Below are 24,366 nucleotides of genomic sequence, written 5' to 3'. Positions count from 1 at the left end.
TGAGTACGAGGCACTTGAGTTCGTAGAGACAGTACTCGACATCTCATTAGATTCGCCGTAGAAAGCGATAGTATTGTGATTGGATATCCAAGGCAGTCAGTTACTGATATAGGTCGTGGCTGCGCGCGCAGCACCGCAGGTGCGAGCACGGAGCGGTGGGTGGGGAGGTGGGGTCTGGGCTGGTGGAGACGTCAAAAAGAAACCCCCGCCCGCGACGCCTACTCAGCCACCACGCCTCGCGCTCAGGGAATCTGACGTCCGACCACCCCGTCACGGCCACCGACACACGCCCACCGTACCAGCTCTTTGCGACGTTCCGCAGCGTCACCCGTTCGCTCACTTCGACCGAAGGTTGATTCGACATCAACGTTCACCAGTTAGCACCCACGAACGTCAGTCTGAGTTGCCCATCTAGTCTTGGGGTGACCGGCTCACATCCAGCCGAAGTGGAGAGACTCGTTCCCATAAGTGATGGTGCTGAACACACACCGTCACGAGGTTCTTAAGTCGATTGGCCTGCTCGAAGTCCACATTATTGCCCCTATCCTCGAATGAACTGAGCGGCTCGATGTGGTGGACGTGAAGCCCATTCCCGAATGCCTCACGATGGGCAGTCTGTGACCAGTCACATCCCGGCGTTTGACACATGTAGCTGTCTCGCTCAAGCGCCTTCGCTCGCTGCGTTTCCCAGTTCGGTCCGTAATAGCGTCTCTCATCTTTTGAGTCCGCTTTCCAGTTGCCGTTGGCAGGTCCTGATCGTCCAATTGGCTCGTAGCCAGCAGCCCGAACTGCAGCCTGCCAGCCGTCCCACCGATCAAAATAGCATCGATGCGAAAATCGACCATACTCGTTCATATCGGTCGCTGTTGGGACCTTTCCCAGCGTCTCGACGAGCGTTCGAATTTCGTCAAGGAGAACGTTTTCAGGGATCCGGTATTCGAATTGCGGCTCGAGCCCAGCAGAGAATAGTGCCTCATTCCAACTCCCAAACAAATTTTGTGCAAGTGTAACGGAGAAGTCTCCCTGTTCGCCGTACTCTAATGCCGTCGGCGGACCTCCGAGCTTCGCTGCGACTGATCGGATGTCCTCTTTGACTTCATCTGATGGAATGTTGTATCTGGTGTTCGGTGATAATCCAATTTCCCGGAGTGCATCTCCCCAAGTACCAAACCGTTGCCTTACACAACCCGAAGAGTACGCACCGTATTCGTCCATCATCTTCATTGTCGGTGCCCGTCCCGAGACGTCCGCTAGCCGTCGGAGTTCCGAGAGTAACTCTTCCCGGCTAATTTTGAGCTGATGCCCTCGTTTGTGGCCGCCCTTTGCTTCTGGTGTTTCGAACTCGGCTCCACAGATCTCACACGTATACAATTGGTTTTCTGATCCCATCGAAAATCAAGACGCCAACGAAAGGTCAGCGCCGCACCGCTTGCGGCGCAGAAAAACTACCGCTAGTCGGTCCTCCGGCATGGGGTCAGCCGAGCCATCACCGCGAGTAAAGAGGTCGTGGCTGCGCGCGCAGCACCGAAGGAGCGAGCACGGAGCGGTGGGTGGGGAGGTGGGGCTTGGGCCGGTTCGGCACATAGCAAAAAAAGAAGCGTGCGATGGCTGGCTATTCCCACCACGGCTCGCGCTCAGGGAAATCGACGGTGCTCCAGCCCGTGAGGGCTACAGAGACACGCCCATTGTACCAGCTCTTCGCCGCCCCGTGAATTCGCACACGTTCGCCTTCATCGATCCAAGGTTGATTCGATTTCTCCCAGACAGTCAGCTTCGTTCGTCCCGTCTCGTCTTCGATGAGTCCCACTTGTTGAATCGCCGGATCCGAGGACTCCCACAACTGCGTAATCGTTCCTTCAATCGACACCTCACGACGACTGACCTCGCTGACCGCCGCAATCGGAATCACCGTCCCCGGAGCCTGTTGGAACTCTTCGAAGACACCCACGACCGCGCTCATCATCGACTGTCCGTCTGCGACCGCCTCGGCTAACCGCCGGCTGATCACCGACCGCGACCACCTTTCGAGTTTCGACTGTATTCGTCCTGCCTCTCTGTTCACAACGCCCAACTGTTCAGCCGTCAGTTGCTCACGTGGATCCGGTTCTTCCGGGTCAGCCCACCGATTGACACACCCAGCGCGTTTCTTGAACTCACGCGTTGCCTCGATACTCGACTGTGCGACCGCCGTCGCCGTCCGCATCTCCCGACTCGACGTCTGTCTCCGGTCCCACCGGTCACGCGTCTGTTCGATCTCCCACTCACGTGCAGCCATTCGCTCTTCTTCGGCGAGGGTCAACCCCCGACCAACCGCGTCCGGATTGTTCAGGTCAACTTTGGCCTGGATTTCGAGTTCAACCGTAGGATGGAGCGCTGGCGTCTCATCAACTACGTCGTCGTCGACCGCTCGGGGGTGTTCGGAGTGCGAAACTTTAGTACTGAACTGCTTCTTACTACTCATTGGGTTAATCCTGAAGGCGCTCACTCGGCGTCTTCTTCCGACACCACGACTCTCCAGCCGCAGCATTCTCACAGACTGACCGACACCAATCGTCTCACGGCGACGCCGCCGCGCCTTCGCCGGCTTGTCCGGCGCGGCGCGTCGCCAACAGGTGTCCCCCCACAGACGAGCGCGGGGATGAACCTCGAGGTGAGCGCGCGGTCAGGGCAGTCAATCCACCGACCCGCGGGTCGTCGACCCCGTGCAGGCCGTCCGTCGCAGACGCAACGGTTGAACCGGGACGACGAGACGGCAAGCGGGGGGTTGACAGTCCTGAACGGCGTCGCATACGGCCACAGCGAGGCCGCAGAGAGCGAGGACCCGCCGGAACAGCACCGCGCCCGGACCCGCACGAGCCTGTCCCGTCCGTCGCAGACGCAACGGAAACGCCTCGTGCGGCAGCCCGGTGCGGGCTGGACGCCCGCGGACCCACAGCTCGTCGCGGCCGAGTTTGAGCGCAGGCCCGGCAGGCCGCACAGCCAGCCCTGAGTGAGCCCCGGACCGTGGCATATTGGGGGTGAGCACGGCGAATCCCCAATAGCCGCGGCAGCCCGGGCGAACGAGGGGTGAGGGCAATCGCCCGAACGGCGAGCAGCCCGCCCGGACCGCGCAAGCGGCCACGTCTGAGCCAGCCGGCCGTCAGCGCGACCGCGTCGAGGGAGCGCCGACGCAACGGCTGGTGAAGATGCAGCCGGCCCGGTTACGGTCATGTTCCGGATGCGGGTCGAGTGCTCGCAGGCCCGCCCTCGGGGCTGACCGGTATCGGGTGGCTGCACCCGGCCCGACCCGGCCCCGCGACCGTGCCCCGTCCGTCGCAGACGCAACGGCAGCGCGAAACGCCCGGGCCCGGCAGGAACGGTCTGCCCGCCGGAGCGCGCACAACCCGAGCAGTCGCCCCCCAAACGTACCGACACAACTCACCCCCCAAACACGTTTGATTGCTAATTTCTACTACTAGCTTGCTATCGAGATCGCAGAGGATGTGGTCCCTCGCCTCCCTGCCAGATAAAACTCAAACATGGATACCTCAGGCTCTGTTGAAACCCTCAGTCGGTGATAGGTTTCGGTGTGCGTGCTGAATAGAGAACGCAAGTCGGTCACGCAACTGTCACACCTTACAGTGGCTCAGACAACTAGCAACCCAGCCATTGATTCCGCTAAATTGGCGAATTGAGGTGGATTTGACCGTAGTTATATGATTCTTCACAGACAATATACTGACAATGGCTACCAAGATGGCGTCTCGGCTCGAAGAATATTTCGAGGAAAGGACAAACGGCAATCTTCGGAGCATCGTGAAGTACAACCAAGACAGTCACGACGTCGTTTACTTGCGAGATGACGTGGCTGTCCGATACACAGAAGACGACATTAAAAAAGCGGTTGACGAGTCACGGCTGGATTCGTTGACTGCACCGGTCTACAAGGACACGTTTGCAGAGGACCACGGTGAATTGACGTGCTTGGTCCAGTGCTTCGAGAACGTCATCGAGATGAATTTCGTCCTCCGAGATGGGGTCGGCGCAGCTGTCGCGTTAGACGCAGAGGCATTTGCGGAGACTCAAGGTGTCGTAGCTGAGGCCCGGAAGATCGTCATCGAAGAGCGCGAGTAGTCTTCTGTACCCAAGACTGTGAACGATGTGAGGATCGAGCTTCTTCCTTGCTTCTGTCGACCTCGATTCCGGAGGTGTAACCGATCTACTACTCTCGAATGCTGGCTTCACTCTCTATTCAGCACGTACTTTCTGTCGGGGCCAGAGGATTTCAACAGAGCCCTACCTCACGCTTGCTTCGAACATGGCAGCAGGACGAGGCCGTCAGGGATGCTCTCCAAAAACTAACTCAGACGTCGCCCAACTCTCCCCACGTGATCTCAAATCGTGCGCCACCTTCAGAACCCGTTGTAACGGCAATATTCCAACCATGGCCCTCCACAATTTGAGAGACAATTGAGAGTCCATAGCCAGTTCCGTCAGCAGTTGTCGAATATCCGTGGTCGAATATCTCTGACCGAATTGGCTCAGCGATTCCAGGGCCATCATCTTCGAGATAGAGTCCCGTATCGTCAGGGAGGCTTCCAACAGTCACAGTCGCCTCAGCACCAGCATGGTCAACCGCATTGCGGAACAAGTTCTCTAGTAGTTCCTGAAAACGACTCTTATCCGCGGCGATCATTCCGAGGTCATCTTCTAGTTGGAGCGTCGCTTGCTGTGTCTCAACGCTACTCCACGACGCATGGAGACACTCACGGATGTCAACCGACTCGGTCTCACCAACGGCTTCACCTTTTTTTGAGAGGGCAAGAATGTCGCTGACGAGAGTATCGATCCGACTGAGTGACGCTAAGACCCGCTCCAGTTCAGGGCTTTCGGACTGTTCATGGGCAATCTCAGTATACCCGTACGCGATAGAAAGTGGATTCCGAATATCATGTGTTAAGATATCGGCGAACTCATTCAGCCGATCCTTCTGGTCTTGAAGCTGGGACTCCCGCTTTCGCTGCTCGGTGATGTCCCGAATAATGCCAGTAAAGTACTGTTCACCATTGTGTTCGTGTTCACGAAGGCTGATAAGCGTCGGAACTTCGTGCCCGTCCTTGTGCAACGCCGGGAGCTCGATCCCATCCCAGTCGATATTGCGCTCTCCTGTCGCCACATACGACGCTAATGCAGCCCCGTGGACTGGTTCTAAGCGCTCTGGGATGATTTTCATCTTTGAACTCCCAATTAACTCAGCGGGTGCATAGCCGAGGATGTCTTCAACGGCTGGATTGGCATACACGATGTTACTATCCGAGTCAATCGTCAACATCCCCTCTGCCGCATTTTCAACAAGTGTCTGGTAGAAATCGTCCGCAGAGGTTGGAGAGGGAGGAGGACCGGTCATATAATGTCACTTTTACTGGTCGGTAGTTAAACGTTCTTCAGGGTATTGCTGCGAGGTTTACGAGTAACCACGGGTTGACGAGCAACTCCGACAACTACCCTCAGGCTCAGGGTTCTGGGGAGTGGGATGGTACACGAGAACCTCGATCGTGCCGCTGGCTCCATGAAGTGGCCTAGAAGTCTGCGGACAAACCCATGACATCAGTCAAGGGTCAATGACGGTCCGACTTCGGAGTGAAAGGTGAAGGGGTACCTTTGATGTGTATCAGGCCGGGCATCCCGAGACACACCAATGCTGGTGGTTTAGAGGCACTCAGCACGAGTCTAGTCGGCCACGATCGTATTCATCTTGGCGGTTGCGCCTATTATTGAGATACCGATAGGGGATTTCGGTTGTAAAACAGAGAGAGTACTGAACTGGTTACTGGCCGTGAACAAATTCTTTAGTCCACTCGCCGTCGACGATTCATTGAGACTAAGGTCTGTTGCAATCCTTTAGTGTTGACATTGAGAAGAAACGTTCTTCCCACTATTTTCGTGGATCCAGATGGAAACTCACTTCCTCAGTAAATCGCCAGACGTGAGATGGGTTTCAATAAACCCCAATCCCTGTATGTTCAAGGCGAACCAACGTTGAGTAGGCATATGTCATCGTTCGATGTCGTGACGGTCGGGAGTGCCGTTATCGACCACATCTACTCTCTGTCGAATCTACCGAAACCCGACGGTGGTGCATTCGCCCGTGAACACGCGACCGATGTGGGTGGCGTCGCTGCAAATGTCGCCTCAGGCCTCGCTGAGTTTGGGAACAAGGCAGGAATCATCACACGCGTCGGGGCCGACGATGCCGCCGAGATCGAAGCTGACCTCCAAGCACGCGGGATTGATTGTTCTCGGATGCAAGCTGGACCCGAAGAATCGTCGTACACGCTGATTCTCCGTGATCCAGATGGAGAACGAATGATCGTTGCCGGTGGCCAGAGCGTTCCGAACCTGCGACTTGATGCGCGCGATATCGAGTATGCGGGTGACGCTAGTGTGGTGTTCACGAGTGCCTATGCACCGGACGAGGTCGTCTCGAAACTCGTGACCGCCCGCGAACGCCGTGAGATTTCGACACTCGTCTTCGACCTCGCAGGCCCACTCTCGGAACTCGAAGGCCGAGGGACAACACCCGAAACGATTGACCGACTGCTTTCTGTTGTTGATCTCTTCGTGGCCGGCGAGGTCGCCGCACACTCGTATTTTGGTGGTGGAGCCGACGAAGCTATTGCCACGCTTACGCAGCGGAACGTCTCTCGCGCGGCGATTACACAGGGAAGTGACGGAGCGCGCCTTCTCGAAGGGGACACAGTAACCGACATCCCGGCCTTCGAGGTAGACGTGAATGATACGACCGGCGCTGGCGATACCTTTACTGCGGGACTGATTCATACGTGGCTCCTCAATGACTATTCAGCACGCAACGCAGGGCGCTTTGCCGCTGCTGCGGCGGCACTCAACTGTGCTGAACCGGGTGCACGCGGCAATCTCCCATCCGAACCCGACGTTCGGGAGTTTATCGAGACGCAGTGAACCGCTGGGGCAGTGAAGCCTAGCGAACGGACGCGACAAGGCGTTCGACCGCTGCTTCGTCGACGGGGTTCGTCGTCTTGCCACCTTCTTTGAGCGCGGTTCCAACGATTGCACCATCAGCGACCGAAAGCAGTTCGGGTGCCGTCTCGGGGGTGACACCGCTTCCGATCAAGACAGGGGCGTCGAGACCGCGAGCATCGCGAGCGTTAACCACTGCTTCGAGAACCGTCGTATCGACCGCCTCGCCCGTGCCAGTCCCACTCACGATGATTCCGTCGGCACCACCGCGTTCGACAAGCTCACCAACCACCTCGTTATGTGACCGTTCAGCGAGCGGCGCAGAGTGTTTCACGTCGATGTCTGCAAGAATAGCAACGTCGGTGTCGAGTTGGTCACGCAGACGCACCGTTTCGTGTGCCATCCCCTCGACGAGCCCCTGATCAGTAAGCCGGGCACCGGTATGGACGTTCACGCGAACGAAGGCACCATCTGTCGCAGCGGCAATGCCGAGGGCACTTTGGACATCGTTTCGGAGGATGTTCACGCCAAACGGGATTGAAACGTTCTCACGAAGTGTGCCCGCGAGTGCTGCAACGTCAGCGACGACGTGACGAGGCACCCGGTCTGGATAAAACGGGGCATCACCGAAGTTTTCGAGCATAATACCGTCGACACCACCTGACTCGAGTGCTGCCGCATCCTCGAGGAGTCGGGCTCGAATCTCGTCCCGGTCACCCTCGAACCCAGGAGAACCAGGGAGGGGAGGTAGATGGACCATTCCAATAATTGGGGTTTCTGTGCTGAAGAAATCCATATCCGGTGTGGCCGTTCGAGGGACTTAACCGTACAGATATGTGGCTCTGTGAGGGCCTTCAGTCAGCGCGGAACACCATCGAAGGGAGATGAGCCAGGTGAGTCTCCAAGAGATCGTCGCTCCTCAAGACGTGGTGGGTGGTTGAGAATGTGAGGCGAGTCAGTAAGTTCGGTTGTCACTCGTGGGCAACGACCACCGAGACCAGTATTGCCAGTACCCACACCACGATTTCCAGTAATAGAACTCGATTTGGTGCTGTTGAAATCCTCAGCCACGGATAGTTTGTTGGGGCCGTGCTGAATAGAGAACGCGAGTGTCTCACTAGTCAAACGAACAGAGGCCATCAGGAGGATTGTCGTAATCGCACGCACGGCGGTAGCCGAGAACGAGATGTCCTTCCTCCCGGAATCGTTCCTCAACGATGACAACTGAACAGTCGCAACCATCTGTGTCATTCCCTTGGAGCGGCTCGATGACCCAGTCACTATCGTTGATGCGAAGCCACTTCGTATTGACCAGGGGTTCTTCCCCAATCGCACTCCAGAGTCACGCGCTTGATGATCTTGAGACAGATCCTCGTTAACAGGTGGTCACAGTGTGCCCCTTGAGTTCGCCAATTGTGAACAGAATCCCCGAGTCAACTAATTTGTACTAACGACTCTTGGGGACAGTATGGAGATCACTGTCTACGGTCCGCTCCGGTCTGTGACTGGCGAAAAAATGGTCGAAGTATATCCGAGCGGTGAGACGGTCAGAGACCTGCTCACGGCGTTCGTGGACGAGCATCCAAAGACTGCGACACATCTCTCTGACGACGACGGCACCATCCGACCCAGTGTTCGGGTGATGATTGGAGAACACAAAGCCACGTTGGACGACCCGATCCCAGATGGAGAACAGGTGAAACTGTTCCCAGCGATGCGCGGTGGCTGACTACGCCCCGTACTGTTCGCGGACCGTCTCTGTGAGGCCAACTTCGTCGAGGAGTTCTATCGGGACGAGCATTGATAATTGGACCACACCCGGCAAGCGAGCAATTTCAACGCCGCCAGTGAACGTACAGCGAGACCGAACTTCTCCTTCGCTGATTCCGAATAGTGAACTCGCTCTGTCGAAGGCATTTTCCGTCGCATCGTTAATCGTGGCTCCCGACCCGATAATCTGGACCGGGAGAGCATCGTGAAGCGTTTCAACGTCGTACTTGTCTGCGAGTGCTGTCCCAGCGTCCCGCTCGGCGTCCGTGTAGGGTTTTGCGATGTGCGGGAGATCTTCCTCATTCGGAAGCAAGAGCGGCCCCGGGAGGTCAAGGCCTTTGATAACTTCAACTTCGAGTTCAGTCTTCCCACTCACGTCCGTCGTGTGAAGCGACAGTTCCCCATCGCCCTGGTTGGCGTGGAGGTCACCAACGTACAGGCCAGCTCCTTCGACCCGAACAGGACAGATGAGAACGGCACCGGGCCTCACCTCGTTTGAATCGAGGTGACCGTCTGTTCGTGCTTCGAGTGCCTCTTTGTCCGGGAGCCCCCAGTCGTGTTCCGCACCGATGAGGAACTGACCGAAGTCTCCCGCATTGTGTGAGTCCGGGAGTTCGATGGACGGCGTCGTCCCGATGTTGCCGATGAACGGACGGAGTCGACCAAGTGCACCCGGCATCTCATCAGGTTTGTACAGAAGAATTGGGTGCTGCCGAGAGTTCTCAGGGAGCGCCATTGCTTCGTCGGCGTGTTCAGCGAGTTGATGAGCACCGTCGGCGCCAACGGTAATGCCGACAGTTCGGTCGTCGTCGAAGACGACAGTATATCCGTACTCAAATCCGAACGAGGACGCGTTCGCACCACACTCCGCACATCGAATCGCCCCTTCACCTGTCCCTTCGACGACTGTCTCTGGCCATGGTGTCCCACATTCGGGACAGCGGTGGTCGACGAAGGGATCGTCACCAAACGCACCCTCTCGTTCCGCCATACTCCCGGTACTCGTCGCGATACTCGTAACTTCGATATCCTTGATTCGGACGACGAGCGCGTCACCCGGTTCGGCATTTTCGACGTGAATTGGCCGTGTCACTTCGTGACCACCGCGGAAAGTCGGTGTAATCATCGGTCCCCAACAGCCAGCGGGGGTGTGGGTCTTGACTGTCCCACCGTCACGGACAGACCCCGCCCACTCTTGTCCAGGCCCAACAAGGCCGAGTGTGAATTCGTCTACTTCGAGCGTGTCGACTAGTTGTTCAGACATCTATCATTATCGTTTGTTTGTATAGTGTTATCAGTTGTGTAGGCAGAAATCTACGTCGTCGAGTTCACCTGAACTAATCGACGTTCACGAGATTCCAACGGTGGTGATGAGTCCGTCGAAACCCGAGTGAAAGCGTAGGGCTTGCAGGCGATTATGGAATTAACCAACAATCTCCGGTACTACGTGCAGACAGTTGGTTAACCGACACTAATCACTGGCCCTACTCGAGGCTGGGATCGTAGCGAGTCACTCCATACCCGGAATACCCAGATCGGTTGGCCCGTTCACGCCTCATCTGGATCCAGCTCTCGAGTTTTGAACCGCTGGTCGGTCGCGTACGACGCGGAAGTCCCGCGAACGCAGTGAGAGGGACGTCGGTGAGCCCTACTCACCGGAATGCGGCGAGCGGGGCGGGCCGTCACGTACTCATCTGTCCGGCCGACCACGTCGATCGGTGGACCAACAACAATCCTGGCGGACTCAGAAAGGGCGAGACCGTCTCGGTCGTCCCCCGGCCCCGCAAGCACCGCAGGCACGAGGAGCGCAGCGGTGGTCGTGGGATACCGAGCAGCCGAGGGCTTTCATCTGTTGTGCCTACGTCCTCGACAGAGTCAGCTCTGTGTTGCAAAATACCGAAGTGATTTATATATTGGTTCGCTAGTATGCAACAGGATGCTCACAGAAGGTGAGGTTCGCGCCCTTACAGCCCTCCACGGTGAGCAGACGGTCTCTGAACTCGCGACGAATCTCGATCGGAGTCTCAGCTACACCTCAGAACTCGTCGAGCGGCTCGAAACGACTGGCCTCGTCGAGACACGTCGACAGGGGAAAACAAAGCGGATTCGACTGTCGGACGCAAAGGCTCTCGAGTTACTCACGGATCTCACCCAGCAGTATTCACACATCGACTGGCCGGAGCTGTTGTCTGGGTCTGCCCTCCGTGTGTGCTACTTCCTCGATACCCCGCGGACCGCGACTGAACTCGCACGCCGCGCCGACGTCCACCGAAGCACTGTCCACCGTGCGCTTGCCCCGCTTCAGCATCGCGGAATCGTCTACCAAACTGACGACGGGACGTACGCACTGAACGACGGCTTCGAACAGCTGAGTGCAGTCGCTCGTGAGCTTGCTCATCACGCCCACCGCCAGACTGTCGAAGTACAGACCGACACCTACACGATTCTCTGGGAATCGCTTGACGAGTTCCTTGTCCAGACGCCGACTGAGATCATCGACGAACACTTCACTCCGACAGGGCCGGACCAGTTCCAGCGATACGACCTCCCGCTGTTGACACGTGACCGTCGGTACTACCTCTATTCGGAAGCGACGCGCGAGCTCTCCCCGGAGATGTTGTGCTGCCACATGCTCGTGGATCGATTCGGGCGCACGAACGCAGTCATACTGTCTGCTCTTGCTCAGTCACGTCGACCATCAACGACGACGAACTCCGAGCCCAAGCCACCAAGTACGGCGTCGACGACGTCGCTCGACGACCTCTGCACCTATCTCGACACCAGCGGTGCCAAACGGACGTCTCGCCTTCCTGAGTGGGAGGACTTCCAGGAACTGGCTGAGGAGTACGAGGTGGCGCTATGAGGGCGAGGTTTGATAGTTCATACATACGGTCGGAACTCGAGCGCATCGGCCAGCAGCTGGACAACCCACTCACTGTCTTCTTGATTGGCGGTGGGTCGATGGCGTTTCGCGGACTCAAGGAAACGACCAAAGATATCGACCTCATCGTCTCCTCCGGCGACGATCTGAGTCAGCTACAAGCGGTGCTCCTTGAGTTAGGGTACGATATCGTCCGGGAACCGGACGAAGAGTACGAAGAACTCGGTGCCCAGCGAATCCTCGAGAACGATGATGGGTGTCGCATCGACGTTTTCAACCAGCAGGTGATCGGCAAGCTGATTCTGTCTTCAGGCATCCGTGAGCGGAGCGAACGCTATCTCGACCCGGGGAATCTCGTGGTCGAGCTCGTGAGTCCAGAAGATATCTTCCTGTTCAAAGCGGTTGCCGGTCGGGTGGACGACATCGAGGATATGTTCTCGCTGATGCAGACCGGCCTCGAGTTCGACGTCGTCGAAGCGGAACTCGAGACACAGGTCGAACTCTTGGAGCAAGAGCTGTTCGTGACGTACGTCAACGAAGCGTTGACCGATCTCACCGAACAACACAACGTGACGACGCCGTTGCACGACCCCGTGGCGGAGATCACCGAACGCGTCTACGAAGAGCTCGAAGTACTGCACGCGCTTGACGAACCGAAGTCGGTGGTTGACCTGCAACAGGAGCTTGACTGGCCTGCAGCGGACGTACAGGAGATTGTGCGACGTTTGGAAGAGAAAGACACCGTCGCGGTAACCGATGGGCGCGTCGAACGTCGCTCAACGACGATCTGACCGTGAGGGGAGGAAGTGAGGCCGTGAGACTACGCTGAAATCACCAAACCTTGACAGGAAATGCGTGACACACTCAGAGGGTGAGTTCAGCACGCCGAGTCTGTTTATTTCATCCACATCCTGCTGAGCCATCTGTTAGAAAAGAAGTGTGTATAGTTCGTTCACACAGTGATCCACGAGCGAGCAATAGGGTAGAAATGGATGTACAGATACAAGTTCGAAAAACACCTAGTCAAAGTAATGAAATACGAGGCACTAGACCTTACAATCCCCAAAGAACAAGCACGTGACGTTATTGCCGCGCGTGTTGACGGAGTTCGAATCCGTGAATTCCACGGGTACTACGAGTTCACAAGTTTGTCGGGGTTCCACTTAGCAGAGCTATCTGGCCGAAAACTTCCAAACGGGGAACGAGGAGCGCGGTTAAAATATCGAACCGCCATAGTGTCACCAGTAGCAGCCGCCGCTCACTCGAAAGCACGCGAAATCAAAAGTGCAGTAGAGAAGTATCGTTATCAAAATCGGTAGCACAGGTACTGAACTCCAACTATCCGGTTTTTCATTAGTTCACGGGAGTAGTCTGACCGACTCGCGCTCTGTATTCAGCACGGCTGTGAAAAACTGTCGCCAACTTGGCGATTACATCGAACCCTCTACGAATGGTCTGTCGCGAGCGACGCGGAGGGCGGCAGCGGCGAGCGGGGCGGGCCGTAGAGAAACACCGTTCAACCACTCTCGACGCTCAGTAACACAGCCGACATCCTGGCGGACTCAGAAAGGGCGAGGCCGTCTCGGTCACCGGAAGACTGCGTCTCCCGAGCACACGGCGCTTCGCGCCGTGAACGTCCCCCGACCCCGCAAGCACTGTAGGGGTGAGGCGCGCAGCGGCGTCCTCGTGAGCCGTGCGTGACCTTCGGTCCCGCTGGAAGCCGGCGCTCTGCGCCGGCGACGAAGCGAACGGGAACAAGCGAGACGTAGTCTCACGTGGTCGCAGGGCGTCAAGCGGCCGAGGGCTTTCAGGAACGATCCCTGTCTCGGAACCGCAAGTCGTTATTCGCCGACGGACTTCGATTCGTCCTCGATGATGACGTCAACACCGTCTGGTGAGACACCGAGCGGAATCCCTTCGACAGTAAACTGAACAGCGATGGTCTCATCGGCGGAAGCGATCAACTGTTCGAGCGCACCGGGGTCGACGTACTCGTGGAGTTGATAGGCGTCGTCCTCGAGTCCACATGCCTCCAGTGTCTCGACGATTTCAACGAGGAGGTCTCGTGACCCACCTGAATTACCCATTGGAGTGGATTGCATCCGTACGCTTATCATGTGGGCTGGCTGGCGTTTAAAACGCTAGCTTGACTTTCTGGAGTAGTGGCAGTCATTGCTGTCGAAGCGGCTCCCAGGGAGGTCCTCCGTGGGCAGTCACCGGTTATGGAATCGATCTCGAACAGCTACAAATCGAACTGGACCGGTGTCGCCAGCCGCAGCCGTCTCGTTTGCCGACTGGAGCTGCGAGTCGATAAGTCGATTCTGCTGACGTGACCACTCACAATCGTCGTGCGTCCGAACGTACTCGCCCCACTGTTTGATCATCGCACACCGGAAACTGTATCTTCTATTCGTCCGGTGGAGTCGGCAAATGAATCTCTATCGCCGTTCCTTGGTCAGATTCTATGACTTCGATTTCACCGTCTAACGTTGTGATAATCCAATAACTCAACCACAATCCCAGCCCCTGCCCATGGACGAGTGGAGTCTCTTTGCCGGTCTCCAATACGCTCTGTTCTATATCTGGAAGTCCTGGCCCTTTATCGCGTATCCGACAGACAATCCGCAGTTCAGATACGTGTATATCAATCTCAACAGATGCGGGGTCACCCCCATGCTTTGCAGCATTGTCGATGAGTTCAAAGAGCGCCACTTCGATGCGCGGAAGCGTCTCCGCAATCGCTTTGTCGGGGGCCGTGACCGTTATTGAGACATCCGAGTATCGTGTTTCACATTCAGTAACGATGTGGTTGACGATGGGAATGATATCCGTGGGTTCCAACGCAGGCGATACCTCACGATGATGTTCGATCGTTTGGGCTGATTCGGTCAGATCGAGTAATCGCGTTGCAGCTGCACTAATGACTGATGCTTTTTTCGCCTGCTCGCCGTCTAACTCCTCGGCAAGCATATCCGCCCAGCCACTAATCAGAGCCATCTCGTTTCGCACGTTGTGCCGGAGTACGCGGTTAATCACGCTAATAAGTCCTTCGCGCCGACGGCGTGCACTCGCATCACGAACCAGTACCTGAATCCCAACGATATCCTCTTCACTGCGTTCCGTATCCGGCACGCTCCCGGTGTAAATCGGTACACCGCGAATATCTGTGTAGACGATCTCGCCGGTCTTCGTTTTGAGGGGAAAGTCTCGTGCTTCGGCTGGTTCGCCATTTAGAATCTGTGAGAGGTTTTCCCACGCCCACTTCGTAGTCTGTGCATTGGGATGAGCGAGCGTTATCGGTTGGCCAGTAAGCTCAGTTGGTGAATAGCCTAAGAGGTCCTGAGCACCTTCCGACGCATATGTGAACACCCCATCAGTATCGAATCGGAAGACAGAGTCGAAATTGGCCTCGATAACAGTCCGATATATCTCACGTTGCTCTTCTAAACGCTTCTCACGCTGTCTGAGTTCTCGTTCGTAGTTCTGTCGTTCGATTGCTTGGCCACCGAGCCGAGCAACCAGTTCGACAAAGAATCGCTCTGCGTCGACAAAAGCGTCGTCACGTGGCTCTGTATCTGCGAAGCAGGCGGTGCCGTACACATCACCGTCGACGAGGACTTTCGCACCGATATACGCCCCCAGGCCAAATGTCTGAACTGCAATATTAGGGATCTCCGAGGAGGCGTTTGCGTCCTCGATAGCAAGTTGACTATCGATCTCGACGGTTCGTCGACAGTACGCCTCATCGAGTGGGCAGCTTTCCCCAGGTTGAATCAGCGAGTGGTTTCCAGTCGCGTAAATAATTTGTTGTCTTCCATCACTAATGCGGGTGAAAAATCCAACTGGAAGATCGAGGTATTCTGTCCCAATATCCAAGGCCTGATTGATTTGATCCTTGAGGTTCTCATTCGAATCTGCGAATATCTCGTAAATTCGATCGCGATACGCAACAGGCCTCATGGACGAATATCTTCCACCAAATCGTATGAAGGTTTGCTTGTACTTCTTGTTCGACCGTCGGCCTGAAGGCTGGCGTCTCGTCAACGATCTCAAACCCACCTTCATCGACTGTGACCCCGTCCACTTTTTTGAATATCTGTTCATCGGCTTGGACTACATCTGGAGTGACGTTCTTACTCGACATTGGTGTTCTAGAACCTGTAGGCGCTTACACGCCCGACACCACGATGCTACTATATCGCAGTTTTTCGATGAATCGACCGACAGAATCGTGATCGAGATACTGAAACGGTCCTACAGAAGTGTGGGGATTGGGACCCACCAGAGGATGGAAGACGTTCTTCGAAGATGGTGAACGAGAAGATATCAGCCATTGGGGGTTCGCAAAGCAGCTCCAACAACTGATCGAAGCACAACCGGCCGCGTATGCAGAGGCGATCCCGATCCTCGAGGAGGGGAAACCCCAGTACGCGGATGTCGTCCTCGATTCGTTTGTCGATGTACTCCAGGGTGATGGACAGTTCCCTTGGCCACCGATCCTGGCATTCTGTGAGACCGTCGTTGATGAACCTGGTCGGTGGAGTTCTCGGTGCCGTATATTGACGTTGGGAGGAGTACCAGGAAGACCGCCGACTCATCAAGCACGCGTTGGCGCTCTACTCGGATGTCGAAGCCCCTCGCGAACAGATGATCGATGTGGCTGACCGCGACACAAACTAATTTTCGCGGTCGTCGAACCTGCGGGCGTCATAGGGCGACACAGCTATTCGTCGGACTGCTCGCCCAGCTTCTCTCGAAGCTCGACCGCGGCCCTCTCGAAGTGTTCCGAGAGGAACGGCGTTCCCGATGTCACCCGCTCGTTGAGGAACCCGATGGCGTCAGCAACCGCATCAGCGTCGCGCTCCGCGGCCGCGACACAGTCGACGTATCCATTGAGTGCCCGACTGAACGCACGCGAGAAGTGGTCGTAGGCGCCGTCGACGCGCTCCATGTTGTCGTCGAGCGACTCGACGAGTGCCCGGTAGACGATCGCCGCCGACGCGTCCCGCTCCTGCTCGCGGTACTCGTTCGCGAGGTCGAACCACTGCGTGAAGTCGATGGGCTCGAAGACAACGTGGTACTCAGGGTTCGTTTCTTCGAACCGCCGGTCGATCGCGGTGCGAAGCTCGTCGACCGACTGGCTCGTCGGCTCGCCAACGCAGGCGAGAAACCGGGCGCGGAGATCCGCATCGGTCGCGAGTTCGTCACGCAGGAACGCGCGGAGTTCGGCGGCGTCGGCACCGTCAAGTGCGGTGTCGAGGCGATCGCCTTCGTCCGGAGGACGGTCGTCAACACACTGAAGCAACACGGCGACGACGTGCTTGCATGCTCCCGGCCCGTCGTACGGACAGTCGCACCACGGGGCAAACCCGTCGGGGGCAAGGTCAATACGGACATCGTACTGACGGCTGCCGCTCACAACGGCGGTTACGGTGGTGTCGACGCGGTGCATTTCGTGGATACGGCCCTCCTCACGGTATTGTTCGCCGCGTTCGAAGACTGCGTCCGTGCAGATATCCCGGACTGCATCCTCGGTTACATCCATCCTTACGGTGGGTTTGACGCACTATTCAGCCGATCCAGTGCATCATCCTCGTACGCTGCCCGCCACATCGCATGGACGGCACGCGTCACAAGGGACACCTCGGTCACGTCGATACAGGACGGTTCAGCGTCCGTCGTCGTGGCCTCGGGCGGCGGGTGGAAGTGGATCTCGGGGGAGTGTGTATTCGGATGGCGATCGAAGCGCCAATTGACGTCGTTGTTATCGACGTAGTGGAACGAATACATCCCCAGTTCGCTCCACTGGATATCGAGCCGAGCGCTCTCGGCATCGCCCAACCCATCGCTGAGACTGATCTGCAGTTCCGTAGGGGCGACGACATCATCATACGCCGTTTCGTCGACGAGCGGCTCGAGTTCGAGCCAGAGGTCACGAATCCGCTGGAGCGCCGGGAGATAGATCGGCCCGAACTCGCCGGCGCGGTCGTTACCGTTCATACAGCGAGCTGGTGGCTGGCCTCGTCGTAGGCGAGTGCGGCTTGCGCGACGGCGAGATTCTGTCGCGTTGTCCGCCAGGCGGTGAGGTCGTCCCAGCCGTCCGTCTCGTCGGCGTCGAGTTGCTGGGCGAGTTCCTCCGGTGACACCACGTCGTAGCGGTCCTCGTAGCGCCGGATTTCGGCCTTCATCTCCTGAATGCTGTCGAGTAACTCCGGTCGAGTAACTTCCTCCCGCAGCTCGCGTATCCGCGACATCAACACACGGTCGCTGTTGCGCTTGTACAGCGTTGTTTGGCCATCCTGTTCCGTCTCCGCGAACCCGGTGTTCACGAGCGACTTGCAGTGGCGACGTGCCGTCGGCTCGCTCACGAGGGCCCGCTCGGCGATCTCGGCTGCCGATTGTCCATCGTGGGTTTGTTCGACGATTTCGTACACCCGCTCGAACGGTGTAGTGTCGTTTTTCCAGTCCGCCTTGACCTGCTCGTTGACGTCGTCCCACGTCTCGGTCATACTGGATGCTACGCAATCTAGGAACAAATAGTTTTCTGGGAAAATTATCTAACTCCGGTGCTTGTAGGCGAGCGTTGTCAGGCTACATACTCCTCTAACGTCTCGTGATGCGTCCGACTGTGGTTGGTGTGACGTTCCCTGTCGTCGGGCAAATGGGAGTAGTTCAGCGAGCCGTCGTCGCTGTCGAGCCTCAATCTCTACACGGGTCGTTCCTCTGGCACGCCACACGTCGAGCGTGATTTTTCCTCTCTCGATCGAATTCATCGGACTGGTGTTGGAGTGCGGGGGAATTCTTCCGAGCCCCTCTCGTGTTCCCCTTTGACTTCGCGGTGAACGGACTTTGTTATTGTCCCGCGAGCAAGCTGTTACCTGACGTTCCCCATTCGTCAGCCGACGAGCGTCACTCCAATCAAGCTCCCGACGCCGTAGGTGAGGATTGCAGCAGCGAGTCCGATGCCGACCTGACGCAGTCCAGAATAGAGAACAGACCGTCCCGTGAGCAGCGTGATGCCGGCACCGATGACGAACAGCGCGATTGCACTCAACACGAGGCTCACGCCGACGGCGACCAGTCCGCTCAACACGAAGTACGGGAGGACCGGGACGATTGCTCCGAGCGCGAAGAGCACGAACGATGTCGCGGCCGCTTCCCACGCTGAGCCGCCCAGCTCTTCTGGGTTGATGCCCAGTTCATCACGGGCGAGCGTGTCCAGAGCCATCTCCTCGTCGGCGATTAACTGCTTGGCAATCTCTCTGGCGCGTTCTTTGGAGAGTCCTTTCGCCTCGTAGATGAGCGCCAGTTCTTCTGCCTCCTCTTCGGGAACCTCTGCGAGTTCTTCAGCCTCGATACCTATCTGCCGCTGATAGAGCTCCCGAGAGCTCTGGACGGAGAGCCACTCGCCCATCGCCATCGACCCTGATCCAGCGAGGAGTCCGGCGAGACCCGTAATCAGAATCGCTGTCGAATCCAGTGCCGCACCGGCGACACCCATCACGAGACTGAGATTGGAAACGAGACCATCGTTCGCGCCGAGAACTGCGGCCCGGAGTGCGTTGCCGCTGGTTGCTCGGTGACGGCCTTCGAGCTGGGCGAGAACCTCTCCCCGTGCCCCCCGTCCTGGTACTTCCGCGATGACCGAGAGGAGGCGGTCGTGTGAGCGTTCGTCGGCGGCCATCCCGGTTCCTGTGACCTCCGGTTGGGTCGCGTAGTCACTCCCACCGATCGCTTCACCTGCCTGCATGGAGGATAGTACCAGCCCCGGTCCGAATCGACGAGCGAGCCACGCCAGTACTCTCGCTCGCCGAGATGGTTTGGCGTCGCCTGGATCAGAACCGGATTCTCGGATTTTCTCAGTCCAAAAGTCTGCATGGGTTCGCTCCGTCTCGGCCAGCCGGCGGTAGACTTCTGCGACCTGTGGTTGCGATTCGGCGTCAGCCATCGCCGTGTAGACCGTCGCACTGTCAATTTCGTCCTGACGATTGCGACGGTAGCGGTCGGTGTCCTCCGGCGTAGTCATATATAGTGTAAATGCGACGCGAGGACTTAGTGGTGCATTCAGTGCTCTACATCGGCGTCCTGACCGTTGTCTGCCCCTCGTCCAATAGATGTGAGGTACCACCAGAAAACGGCAACCGGCAGCTAGCTGTTAACCAACGATTCGGAAGGCGACGGTTTTGTGTTGGTTAATTTTCGGAGATCAAAACTGATGAACAGGCTTCACGCGGAGGGTGTGTGAATGGCCTACTGATCGCTATTCGTCAAGGCGTTGGAGCAATTGCGTGACGTAGGGGCTGTTCTCCCAGCTCCGATGCGGACTGATCGTCGTGATCAGCGTTCCAGCTTCCTCGTGGCTCATATGCCCGTTTCGAGCGTAATCTACGAGGAGCCGCGGCGTCGGGACGATCCGCGGGCCCTGCAGCACGGCGTGAATCAGTGGGAAGTTCGTCCCACCGAACTCGTCAGTGAGAAACCCGTCGACGTCGAGCGCGTTCGCGAGAACGATGCCGTCGGTTTCGCCGTCGTCGAGGCCGAACGTTGGCCGGGCATCCGGCGTCTCGTCGCGTTCGTACGGATCCTCGACTGTGTAGTGGGTGCGAGCGGCGAGGACGTTGTTGGCAGCCGCGGCGTGGATGTCCTGATACTGCGTGATGTCACGGAGTTCTGCAACGACTTCTGGCGGCACGAACACATCACACGAGGTGAGCAGATACTGGAGGGGATCCGGAGCCGTGTCGGTGTCGTAGGCTGCGTCGGCTCGGGGAACCGCGAGACTGACAAGCGCACTCGTGTCGGCGACGACTGTCCGCAGTCGCGGCCTGCTCATCGCTCGTCGCCGTCACCAGTCTCGACCGATGTTGCGTCATCGCCGTAGATGTCGACGTCAGTGGGCGCAACGAGATCCAACGGTTCGCCCTCGAGGTCTGCCTTGAGCAGGCGGAGCCGTTGGGCGGTTTCAGCGCCGACCAACTGCTTGACCGCCTCGAACTCAAGCTGGTCGTCGTAGTACTTCGTTGCCACCAGTTCTTGGAATGTCTCGCTGTCGGCAGTCTCTTCGATGTACTCGCGGATCGCTTCGACGAGGAGGTCCGTCCGGTCCTTGTCGAAGAGCGCTGCAATCGCGTCGAGACGCTCGACGAGGTACTCCGGAGACTGGAAGTGGACTCGTCGGGGCTTGTCACTCGCGCTCATTCTATGTGCAAATTCTGCACATAGACGCATAACGGTTTCGGCGTCTGCACAGAACTTGCACATCGGCGCTCGGGGAACCGGAATCGCTCACGTCAGTTTCAGTCGCCGTCCTGTGAGTTCAGTTCGTCGAGAAACTGGCCAGCGATTGTCCCGATACGAACGCCGTCGGCGTTGCGTACCTCGAGGTCGTGGGTAGCGGTCCGGAACGGGGTACCGTCGACGAGAACACGATGAATGACGGTGCGGACGGGGTCGGTTCCGTACCTGTCGACGGCAGTTGCCATATGGTCGTCGAGGTGCCCGTCTTGGTGTCCCGTCCGGGGATGCTGGGCGCGCTCGAACACAAGTTCTACCACGTCATCTACTGACGCGTGTTCGGGGTTCCCGGTTCGCTCACGAACGTCGTAAAAGCCCTCAGAATTGGACATCAGTACTCACTCTGAGGTACCCGCGTCAGTATCTGCCGTCGATGGCTCCAGTCGTCGCTGTCGGCGAATCTCGGCAAGCGCATCTTCGAGCGTGGCCAGACTTTCGATCGCTGCGAGTTCATCGGTGATCTCGTCTCCCTCGGTCGTCTCGATCGAGGCAACGCGAACCTGGCGCTCCTCGTGCCACCCACAGTTCCAACAATTCCGTGAGACCTCGATACACTCGTCTTCATCCGCTGCAAGGAGGGCGTCGGTGAGTGACGCCGAAGGCGGGTGGTCCGGCCCGACTTCGAGTGTAACCGAGGACCCGCACGCGGAGCAGTCCATGCTCTTCCCGAAGAGCGCCCGTCTGTTGAAGATGGTGGAGCGATTCGAGTATCGCACAAATACGTCGTGAAGGGAGAAGATTTCTTTTCCGAGTGGGAGCGGCATCTGTGCTCTCGGTCGCGCTATTGGCAGCAGGCAATTCCCTTTAGAAGGAGATGTAGTTGATCAACTGGCTCGCCACATCATTGGTTCGTTCGTCGACGAGCGAGGTCAGGTAATGCTCGACGCCCGCAGCGCTGTTGAGAGTCACGATCGACCACGGGAGGACGTGACTTCGTTTACCGAGTGGGTCGCCCTCGTAGTCGTCGTCTCGGAGGGGGAGTGCCTCCTCGTGATAGGCCTTCGTAGAGAGCAGGACCGTGATGAGTTGGGTACCATGGTTCGGGAGTTGAGGCGCTCCCAGAATGACCATCGGGCGACCTTTCTCCGAGAGCGGGTCACTCGCCCAGATAATGTCGCCACGTTCCAGATCCTCGAACGCAGTCACTGTACGTCTTCCATCTCGTCTGTCTGGAGGTCCTCAAGACGTTCCTCACCGTACTGTTCGTCTGCCGTTTTATGATCCCGGTGGAGCCGGTAAGCTGACTGGAGTCGTTCCTTGTTGTCCGTGATCGCCCAGTACGGGCGCTTGTGCCGCACGAGACCGCGCTCCTTCAATCGCGACAGGATTGCACTAACAGCGTCCGTGTCCAACCCGAGTCGCTCAGCGATCGTCGCCGCCTTCCATGCACGGTCGTCGTGGTCGTCGAGGAACAGTACGATCTGCTCGGTGTCGTTGCGTTCCTCGAATTCGTCGGCATCGGCGTTTTCGAACTCGTCGATATCGATGGTGCCGCTCGACATAGGCTAGTGTTGGGACTGTTGGAAAATAGGTGTTTGGTGTGTTGGTTACATTTGGTTGGAGTGTCTCCGTCTCGACAGAGCCGGACTTGTGTTGCAAAATACCGAAGTGATTTATATATTGGTTCGCTAGTATGCAACAGGATGCTCACAGAAGGTGAGGTTCGCGCCCTTACAGCCCTCCACGGTGAGCAGACGGTCTCTGACCTTGCAACGAATCTCGATCGGAGTCTCAGCTACACGTCAGAACTCGTCGAGCGGCTCGAAACGACTGGCCTCGTCGAGACACGTCGACAGGGGAAAACAAAGCGGATTCGACTGTCGGACGCAAAGGCCCTCGAGTTACTCACGAACCTCACACAACAGTATTCATACATCGACTGGCCAGAGTTGTTGGCAGGGGCAGCCCTCCGTGTGTGCTACTTCCTCGATACCCCGCGGACCGCGACTGAACTCGCACGCCGCGCCGACGTCCACCGAAGTACCGTCCACCGTGCGCTTGCCCCGCTTCAGCATCGCGGAATCGTCTACCAAACTGACGACGGCGCGTACGCACTGAATGACGGCTTCGAACAGCTGAGCGTATTCGCTCGTGAGCTTGCCCATCAGGTCCACCGCCAGACTGTTGAAGAACAGACCGACACGTACACGATTCTGTGGGAATCGCTTGACGAGTTCCTTGTGCAGACGCCGACTGAAATCACCGACGAACACTTCATTCCGACAGGGCCAGACCAGTTCCAGCGATACGGCCTCCCGCTGTTGGCACGTGACCACAGACACTATCTCTATTCGGAGACAACGAGCGAGCTCTCGCCGGAGATGTTGTGCTGCCACATGCTCGTGGTCGATTCGGGCGCACGAACGCAGTCATACTGTCTGCTCCTGCTCAGTCACGTCGACATCGACCGCGACGAACTCCGAGCCCAAACGTATTCGGGATCATCTCGGGTACCAAGATCAAAGACCGTGAAGGCGATACGAGCTGGGAGGTGAAAAAGCAGGGTGCTAATACAGGCATCTGCTCTGGTCATGTGACGTATGCATACGGTTCTACGTTCGACACCGATGCAATTAGTCGCGGTGGGGACTCTGGTGGACCCCACTACAGAGAAGACGATTATGGACGACCACTTATCGCTGGAATCAATTACGGACACCGAACTGATGGTAGCGATGACGCCATTGGTACATTAATGTCTGCTATTGAATCACAGTTTAATGTGACTGTCTAATATCCAGTAACTAAAATCGATACTTAACCCACCGGAGTGCCTTTTATTATATGAGACAGATATCGTGTATGAATCGACGAAAGTTACTACTGTCACTCGGAGCAACTTCACTAGCATTCCCCGGCTGTCTTGGGAAGCAGACGTTAAACGGAACTGACGATGAATCATCTTCAGACCCAAATAATACGTCCAAATCAATGTGTGACGATTTAAACCGACTTCAAATTACGTGTGAGGGCCCAGAGAATTCGGCGTTCGATCTTTCGATTCCTCGCTCTCCTAGTTCGATCGGTGAGGAACTTCAAGTCCAGATGACGAATAGCACCGAGAAAACGAAGTATTCCGGAAACCGTTTTAAGTACGATATCCAAAAAAAGACAGACCAAAGGTGGCAATCGATATTCTGGGTCCATGCCAGACCAGCGTGGTCGGACGAAGCGGTAGAGCATAAACCAGGTGCCGGATTTACTTGGGAATTTGAGTTTACTCAAGGAGGGCTCTCACGGCAAAACGACACGAATCCAGATTACTATGTCTGTAATTCCCTGTCAGAAGGCAGATATCGGTTTGTTTACTTCGGTTACGATACTCGTTGTATCGCCGCCGAGTTCATGATTTGAACCCAGCATCTTTCCAAATATTCTCACACAGTCATACCTGTCCACTCATGAGGTATGATGCAGTCTATGGAGTTTCCAAGAAACAACTT

General features: G+C 57.0%; 22 protein-coding genes and 4 pseudogenes. 7 read left to right on the top strand and 19 right to left on the bottom strand.

Annotated features, from left to right (window positions below):
* Positions 1–226 precede the first annotated feature (226 nt).
* From ATB1_RS23360 to ATB1_RS13040, 3 genes and pseudogenes are all read right to left on the bottom strand, one after another.
* Positions 227–340: pseudogene (locus ATB1_RS23360) on the bottom strand (DNA-binding protein); the annotation flags it as partial.
* Between the two features lie 71 nt (positions 341–411).
* Positions 412–1,389, bottom strand: a complete 978-nt coding sequence (locus ATB1_RS20825) for a homing endonuclease associated repeat-containing protein (RefSeq protein ID WP_241768221.1) — start codon at positions 1,387–1,389, stop codon at positions 412–414.
* Between the two features lie 223 nt (positions 1,390–1,612).
* Positions 1,613–2,461, bottom strand: coding sequence for a DNA-binding protein (locus ATB1_RS13040; protein ID WP_042664233.1), 849 nt, complete (start codon positions 2,459–2,461; stop codon positions 1,613–1,615).
* Between the two features lie 177 nt (positions 2,462–2,638).
* On the opposite strand from ATB1_RS13040, the gene ATB1_RS23355 reads away from it, so the two are divergent.
* A complete protein-coding gene (locus tag ATB1_RS23355; RefSeq protein ID WP_241768220.1) occupies positions 2,639–2,989 on the top strand; it encodes a hypothetical protein in 351 nt (116 codons plus the stop codon).
* A gap of 734 nt (positions 2,990–3,723) precedes the next feature.
* Positions 3,724–4,113, top strand: coding sequence for a hypothetical protein (locus ATB1_RS13030; protein ID WP_042664231.1), 390 nt, complete (start codon positions 3,724–3,726; stop codon positions 4,111–4,113).
* 229 nt (positions 4,114–4,342) lie between these two features.
* Here ATB1_RS13030 and ATB1_RS13025 read toward each other — a convergent pair whose 3' ends face one another.
* A complete protein-coding gene (locus ATB1_RS13025) occupies positions 4,343–5,386 on the bottom strand; it encodes a nitrogen regulation protein NR(II) (protein ID WP_042664229.1) in 1,044 nt (347 codons plus the stop codon).
* Between the two features lie 644 nt (positions 5,387–6,030).
* On the opposite strand from ATB1_RS13025, the gene ATB1_RS13020 reads away from it, so the two are divergent.
* On the top strand, positions 6,031–6,960 hold the full coding sequence (locus ATB1_RS13020; protein ID WP_042664227.1) for a carbohydrate kinase family protein: 930 nt from the start codon (positions 6,031–6,033) through the stop codon (positions 6,958–6,960).
* Between the two features lie 19 nt (positions 6,961–6,979).
* Here ATB1_RS13020 and ATB1_RS13015 read toward each other — a convergent pair whose 3' ends face one another.
* Complete coding sequence (locus tag ATB1_RS13015) at positions 6,980–7,774, bottom strand: BtpA/SgcQ family protein (protein ID WP_042664225.1); 795 nt, start codon at positions 7,772–7,774, stop codon at positions 6,980–6,982.
* Positions 7,775–8,446: 672 nt separating this feature from the next.
* On the opposite strand from ATB1_RS13015, the gene ATB1_RS13010 reads away from it, so the two are divergent.
* The gene (locus tag ATB1_RS13010; protein ID WP_042664223.1) at positions 8,447–8,707 is read left to right on the top strand and encodes a ubiquitin-like small modifier protein 1; all 261 of its coding nucleotides are present in this window, start codon (positions 8,447–8,449) and stop codon (positions 8,705–8,707) included.
* On the opposite strand, the gene ATB1_RS13005 is transcribed toward ATB1_RS13010, so the two are convergent.
* Complete coding sequence (locus ATB1_RS13005; RefSeq protein ID WP_042664221.1) at positions 8,708–10,012, bottom strand: acetamidase/formamidase family protein; 1,305 nt, start codon at positions 10,010–10,012, stop codon at positions 8,708–8,710. It lies immediately after the preceding gene.
* A 672-nt stretch (positions 10,013–10,684) separates the two neighbouring features.
* Between ATB1_RS13005 and ATB1_RS13000 the strand changes: the two are divergent.
* Both ATB1_RS13000 and ATB1_RS12995 read left to right on the top strand, forming a co-directional pair.
* Positions 10,685–11,611, top strand: a pseudogene (locus ATB1_RS13000) (helix-turn-helix domain-containing protein).
* On the top strand, positions 11,608–12,420 hold the full coding sequence (locus ATB1_RS12995; RefSeq protein ID WP_042664219.1) for a DUF6036 family nucleotidyltransferase: 813 nt from the start codon (positions 11,608–11,610) through the stop codon (positions 12,418–12,420). The pseudogene ATB1_RS13000 and the gene ATB1_RS12995 overlap by 4 nt, the downstream one beginning before the upstream one ends.
* Positions 12,421–13,470: 1,050 nt before the next feature.
* On the opposite strand, the gene ATB1_RS12990 is transcribed toward ATB1_RS12995, so the two are convergent.
* The 13 genes and pseudogenes from ATB1_RS12990 to ATB1_RS12930 form a co-directional block, all read right to left on the bottom strand.
* Positions 13,471–13,731 carry a HalOD1 output domain-containing protein gene (locus ATB1_RS12990; protein WP_042664217.1) on the bottom strand — a complete coding sequence of 87 codons (261 nt, stop codon included), beginning with the start codon at positions 13,729–13,731 and terminating at the stop codon, positions 13,471–13,473.
* A gap of 304 nt (positions 13,732–14,035) precedes the next feature.
* Positions 14,036–15,589, bottom strand: coding sequence for an ATP-binding protein (locus tag ATB1_RS12985; protein WP_052367985.1), 1,554 nt, complete (start codon positions 15,587–15,589; stop codon positions 14,036–14,038).
* Between the two features lie 28 nt (positions 15,590–15,617).
* Positions 15,618–15,773 (bottom strand): annotated as a pseudogene (locus tag ATB1_RS24155) (DNA-binding protein); the annotation flags it as partial.
* 579 nt (positions 15,774–16,352) lie between these two features.
* On the bottom strand, positions 16,353–17,174 hold the full coding sequence (locus ATB1_RS12975) for an SWIM zinc finger domain-containing protein (RefSeq protein ID WP_042664213.1): 822 nt from the start codon (positions 17,172–17,174) through the stop codon (positions 16,353–16,355).
* Between the two features lie 2 nt (positions 17,175–17,176).
* Positions 17,177–17,629, bottom strand: a complete 453-nt coding sequence (locus ATB1_RS12970) for a hypothetical protein (RefSeq protein ID WP_042664212.1) — start codon at positions 17,627–17,629, stop codon at positions 17,177–17,179.
* Positions 17,626–18,138, bottom strand: coding sequence for a winged helix-turn-helix domain-containing protein (locus ATB1_RS12965; protein ID WP_042664210.1), 513 nt, complete (start codon positions 18,136–18,138; stop codon positions 17,626–17,628). Before ATB1_RS12965 ends, ATB1_RS12970 begins: the two co-directional genes overlap by 4 nt.
* 386 nt (positions 18,139–18,524) lie before the next feature.
* Positions 18,525–19,655, bottom strand: a complete 1,131-nt coding sequence (locus ATB1_RS12960; RefSeq protein WP_042664207.1) for a VIT1/CCC1 family protein — start codon at positions 19,653–19,655, stop codon at positions 18,525–18,527.
* 234 nt (positions 19,656–19,889) lie between these two features.
* A complete protein-coding gene (locus tag ATB1_RS12955; RefSeq protein WP_042664206.1) occupies positions 19,890–20,462 on the bottom strand; it encodes a hypothetical protein in 573 nt (190 codons plus the stop codon).
* Positions 20,459–20,827 carry a hypothetical protein gene (locus tag ATB1_RS12950; RefSeq protein ID WP_042664203.1) on the bottom strand — a complete coding sequence of 123 codons (369 nt, stop codon included), beginning with the start codon at positions 20,825–20,827 and terminating at the stop codon, positions 20,459–20,461. Before ATB1_RS12950 ends, ATB1_RS12955 begins: the two co-directional genes overlap by 4 nt.
* A 98-nt stretch (positions 20,828–20,925) precedes the next feature.
* Positions 20,926–21,255: a hypothetical protein gene (locus ATB1_RS12945; RefSeq protein ID WP_042664201.1), complete on the bottom strand. Its 330-nt coding sequence runs from the start codon at positions 21,253–21,255 to the stop codon at positions 20,926–20,928.
* 6 nt (positions 21,256–21,261) lie between these two features.
* Positions 21,262–21,582 (bottom strand): hypothetical protein, encoded by a 321-nt coding sequence (locus ATB1_RS12940; protein WP_042664307.1) that lies wholly within the window; start codon positions 21,580–21,582, stop codon positions 21,262–21,264.
* 145 nt (positions 21,583–21,727) lie between these two features.
* On the bottom strand, positions 21,728–22,069 hold the full coding sequence (locus ATB1_RS12935) for a type II toxin-antitoxin system PemK/MazF family toxin (protein ID WP_042664199.1): 342 nt from the start codon (positions 22,067–22,069) through the stop codon (positions 21,728–21,730).
* Positions 22,066–22,425 (bottom strand): helix-turn-helix domain-containing protein, encoded by a 360-nt coding sequence (locus tag ATB1_RS12930; protein WP_042664197.1) that lies wholly within the window; start codon positions 22,423–22,425, stop codon positions 22,066–22,068. Before ATB1_RS12930 ends, ATB1_RS12935 begins: the two co-directional genes overlap by 4 nt.
* Positions 22,426–22,566: 141 nt before the next feature.
* Between ATB1_RS12930 and ATB1_RS12925 the strand changes: the two are divergent.
* A pseudogene (locus ATB1_RS12925) lies at positions 22,567–23,352 on the top strand (helix-turn-helix domain-containing protein); the annotation flags it as partial.
* Positions 23,353–24,366: the final 1,014 nt, after the last annotated feature.

The organism is Haloferax sp. ATB1, assembly GCF_000730175.1.
The sequence above is the reverse complement of the archived record's forward strand: the minus strand, read 5'-3'. Positions and strand labels throughout refer to the sequence as shown.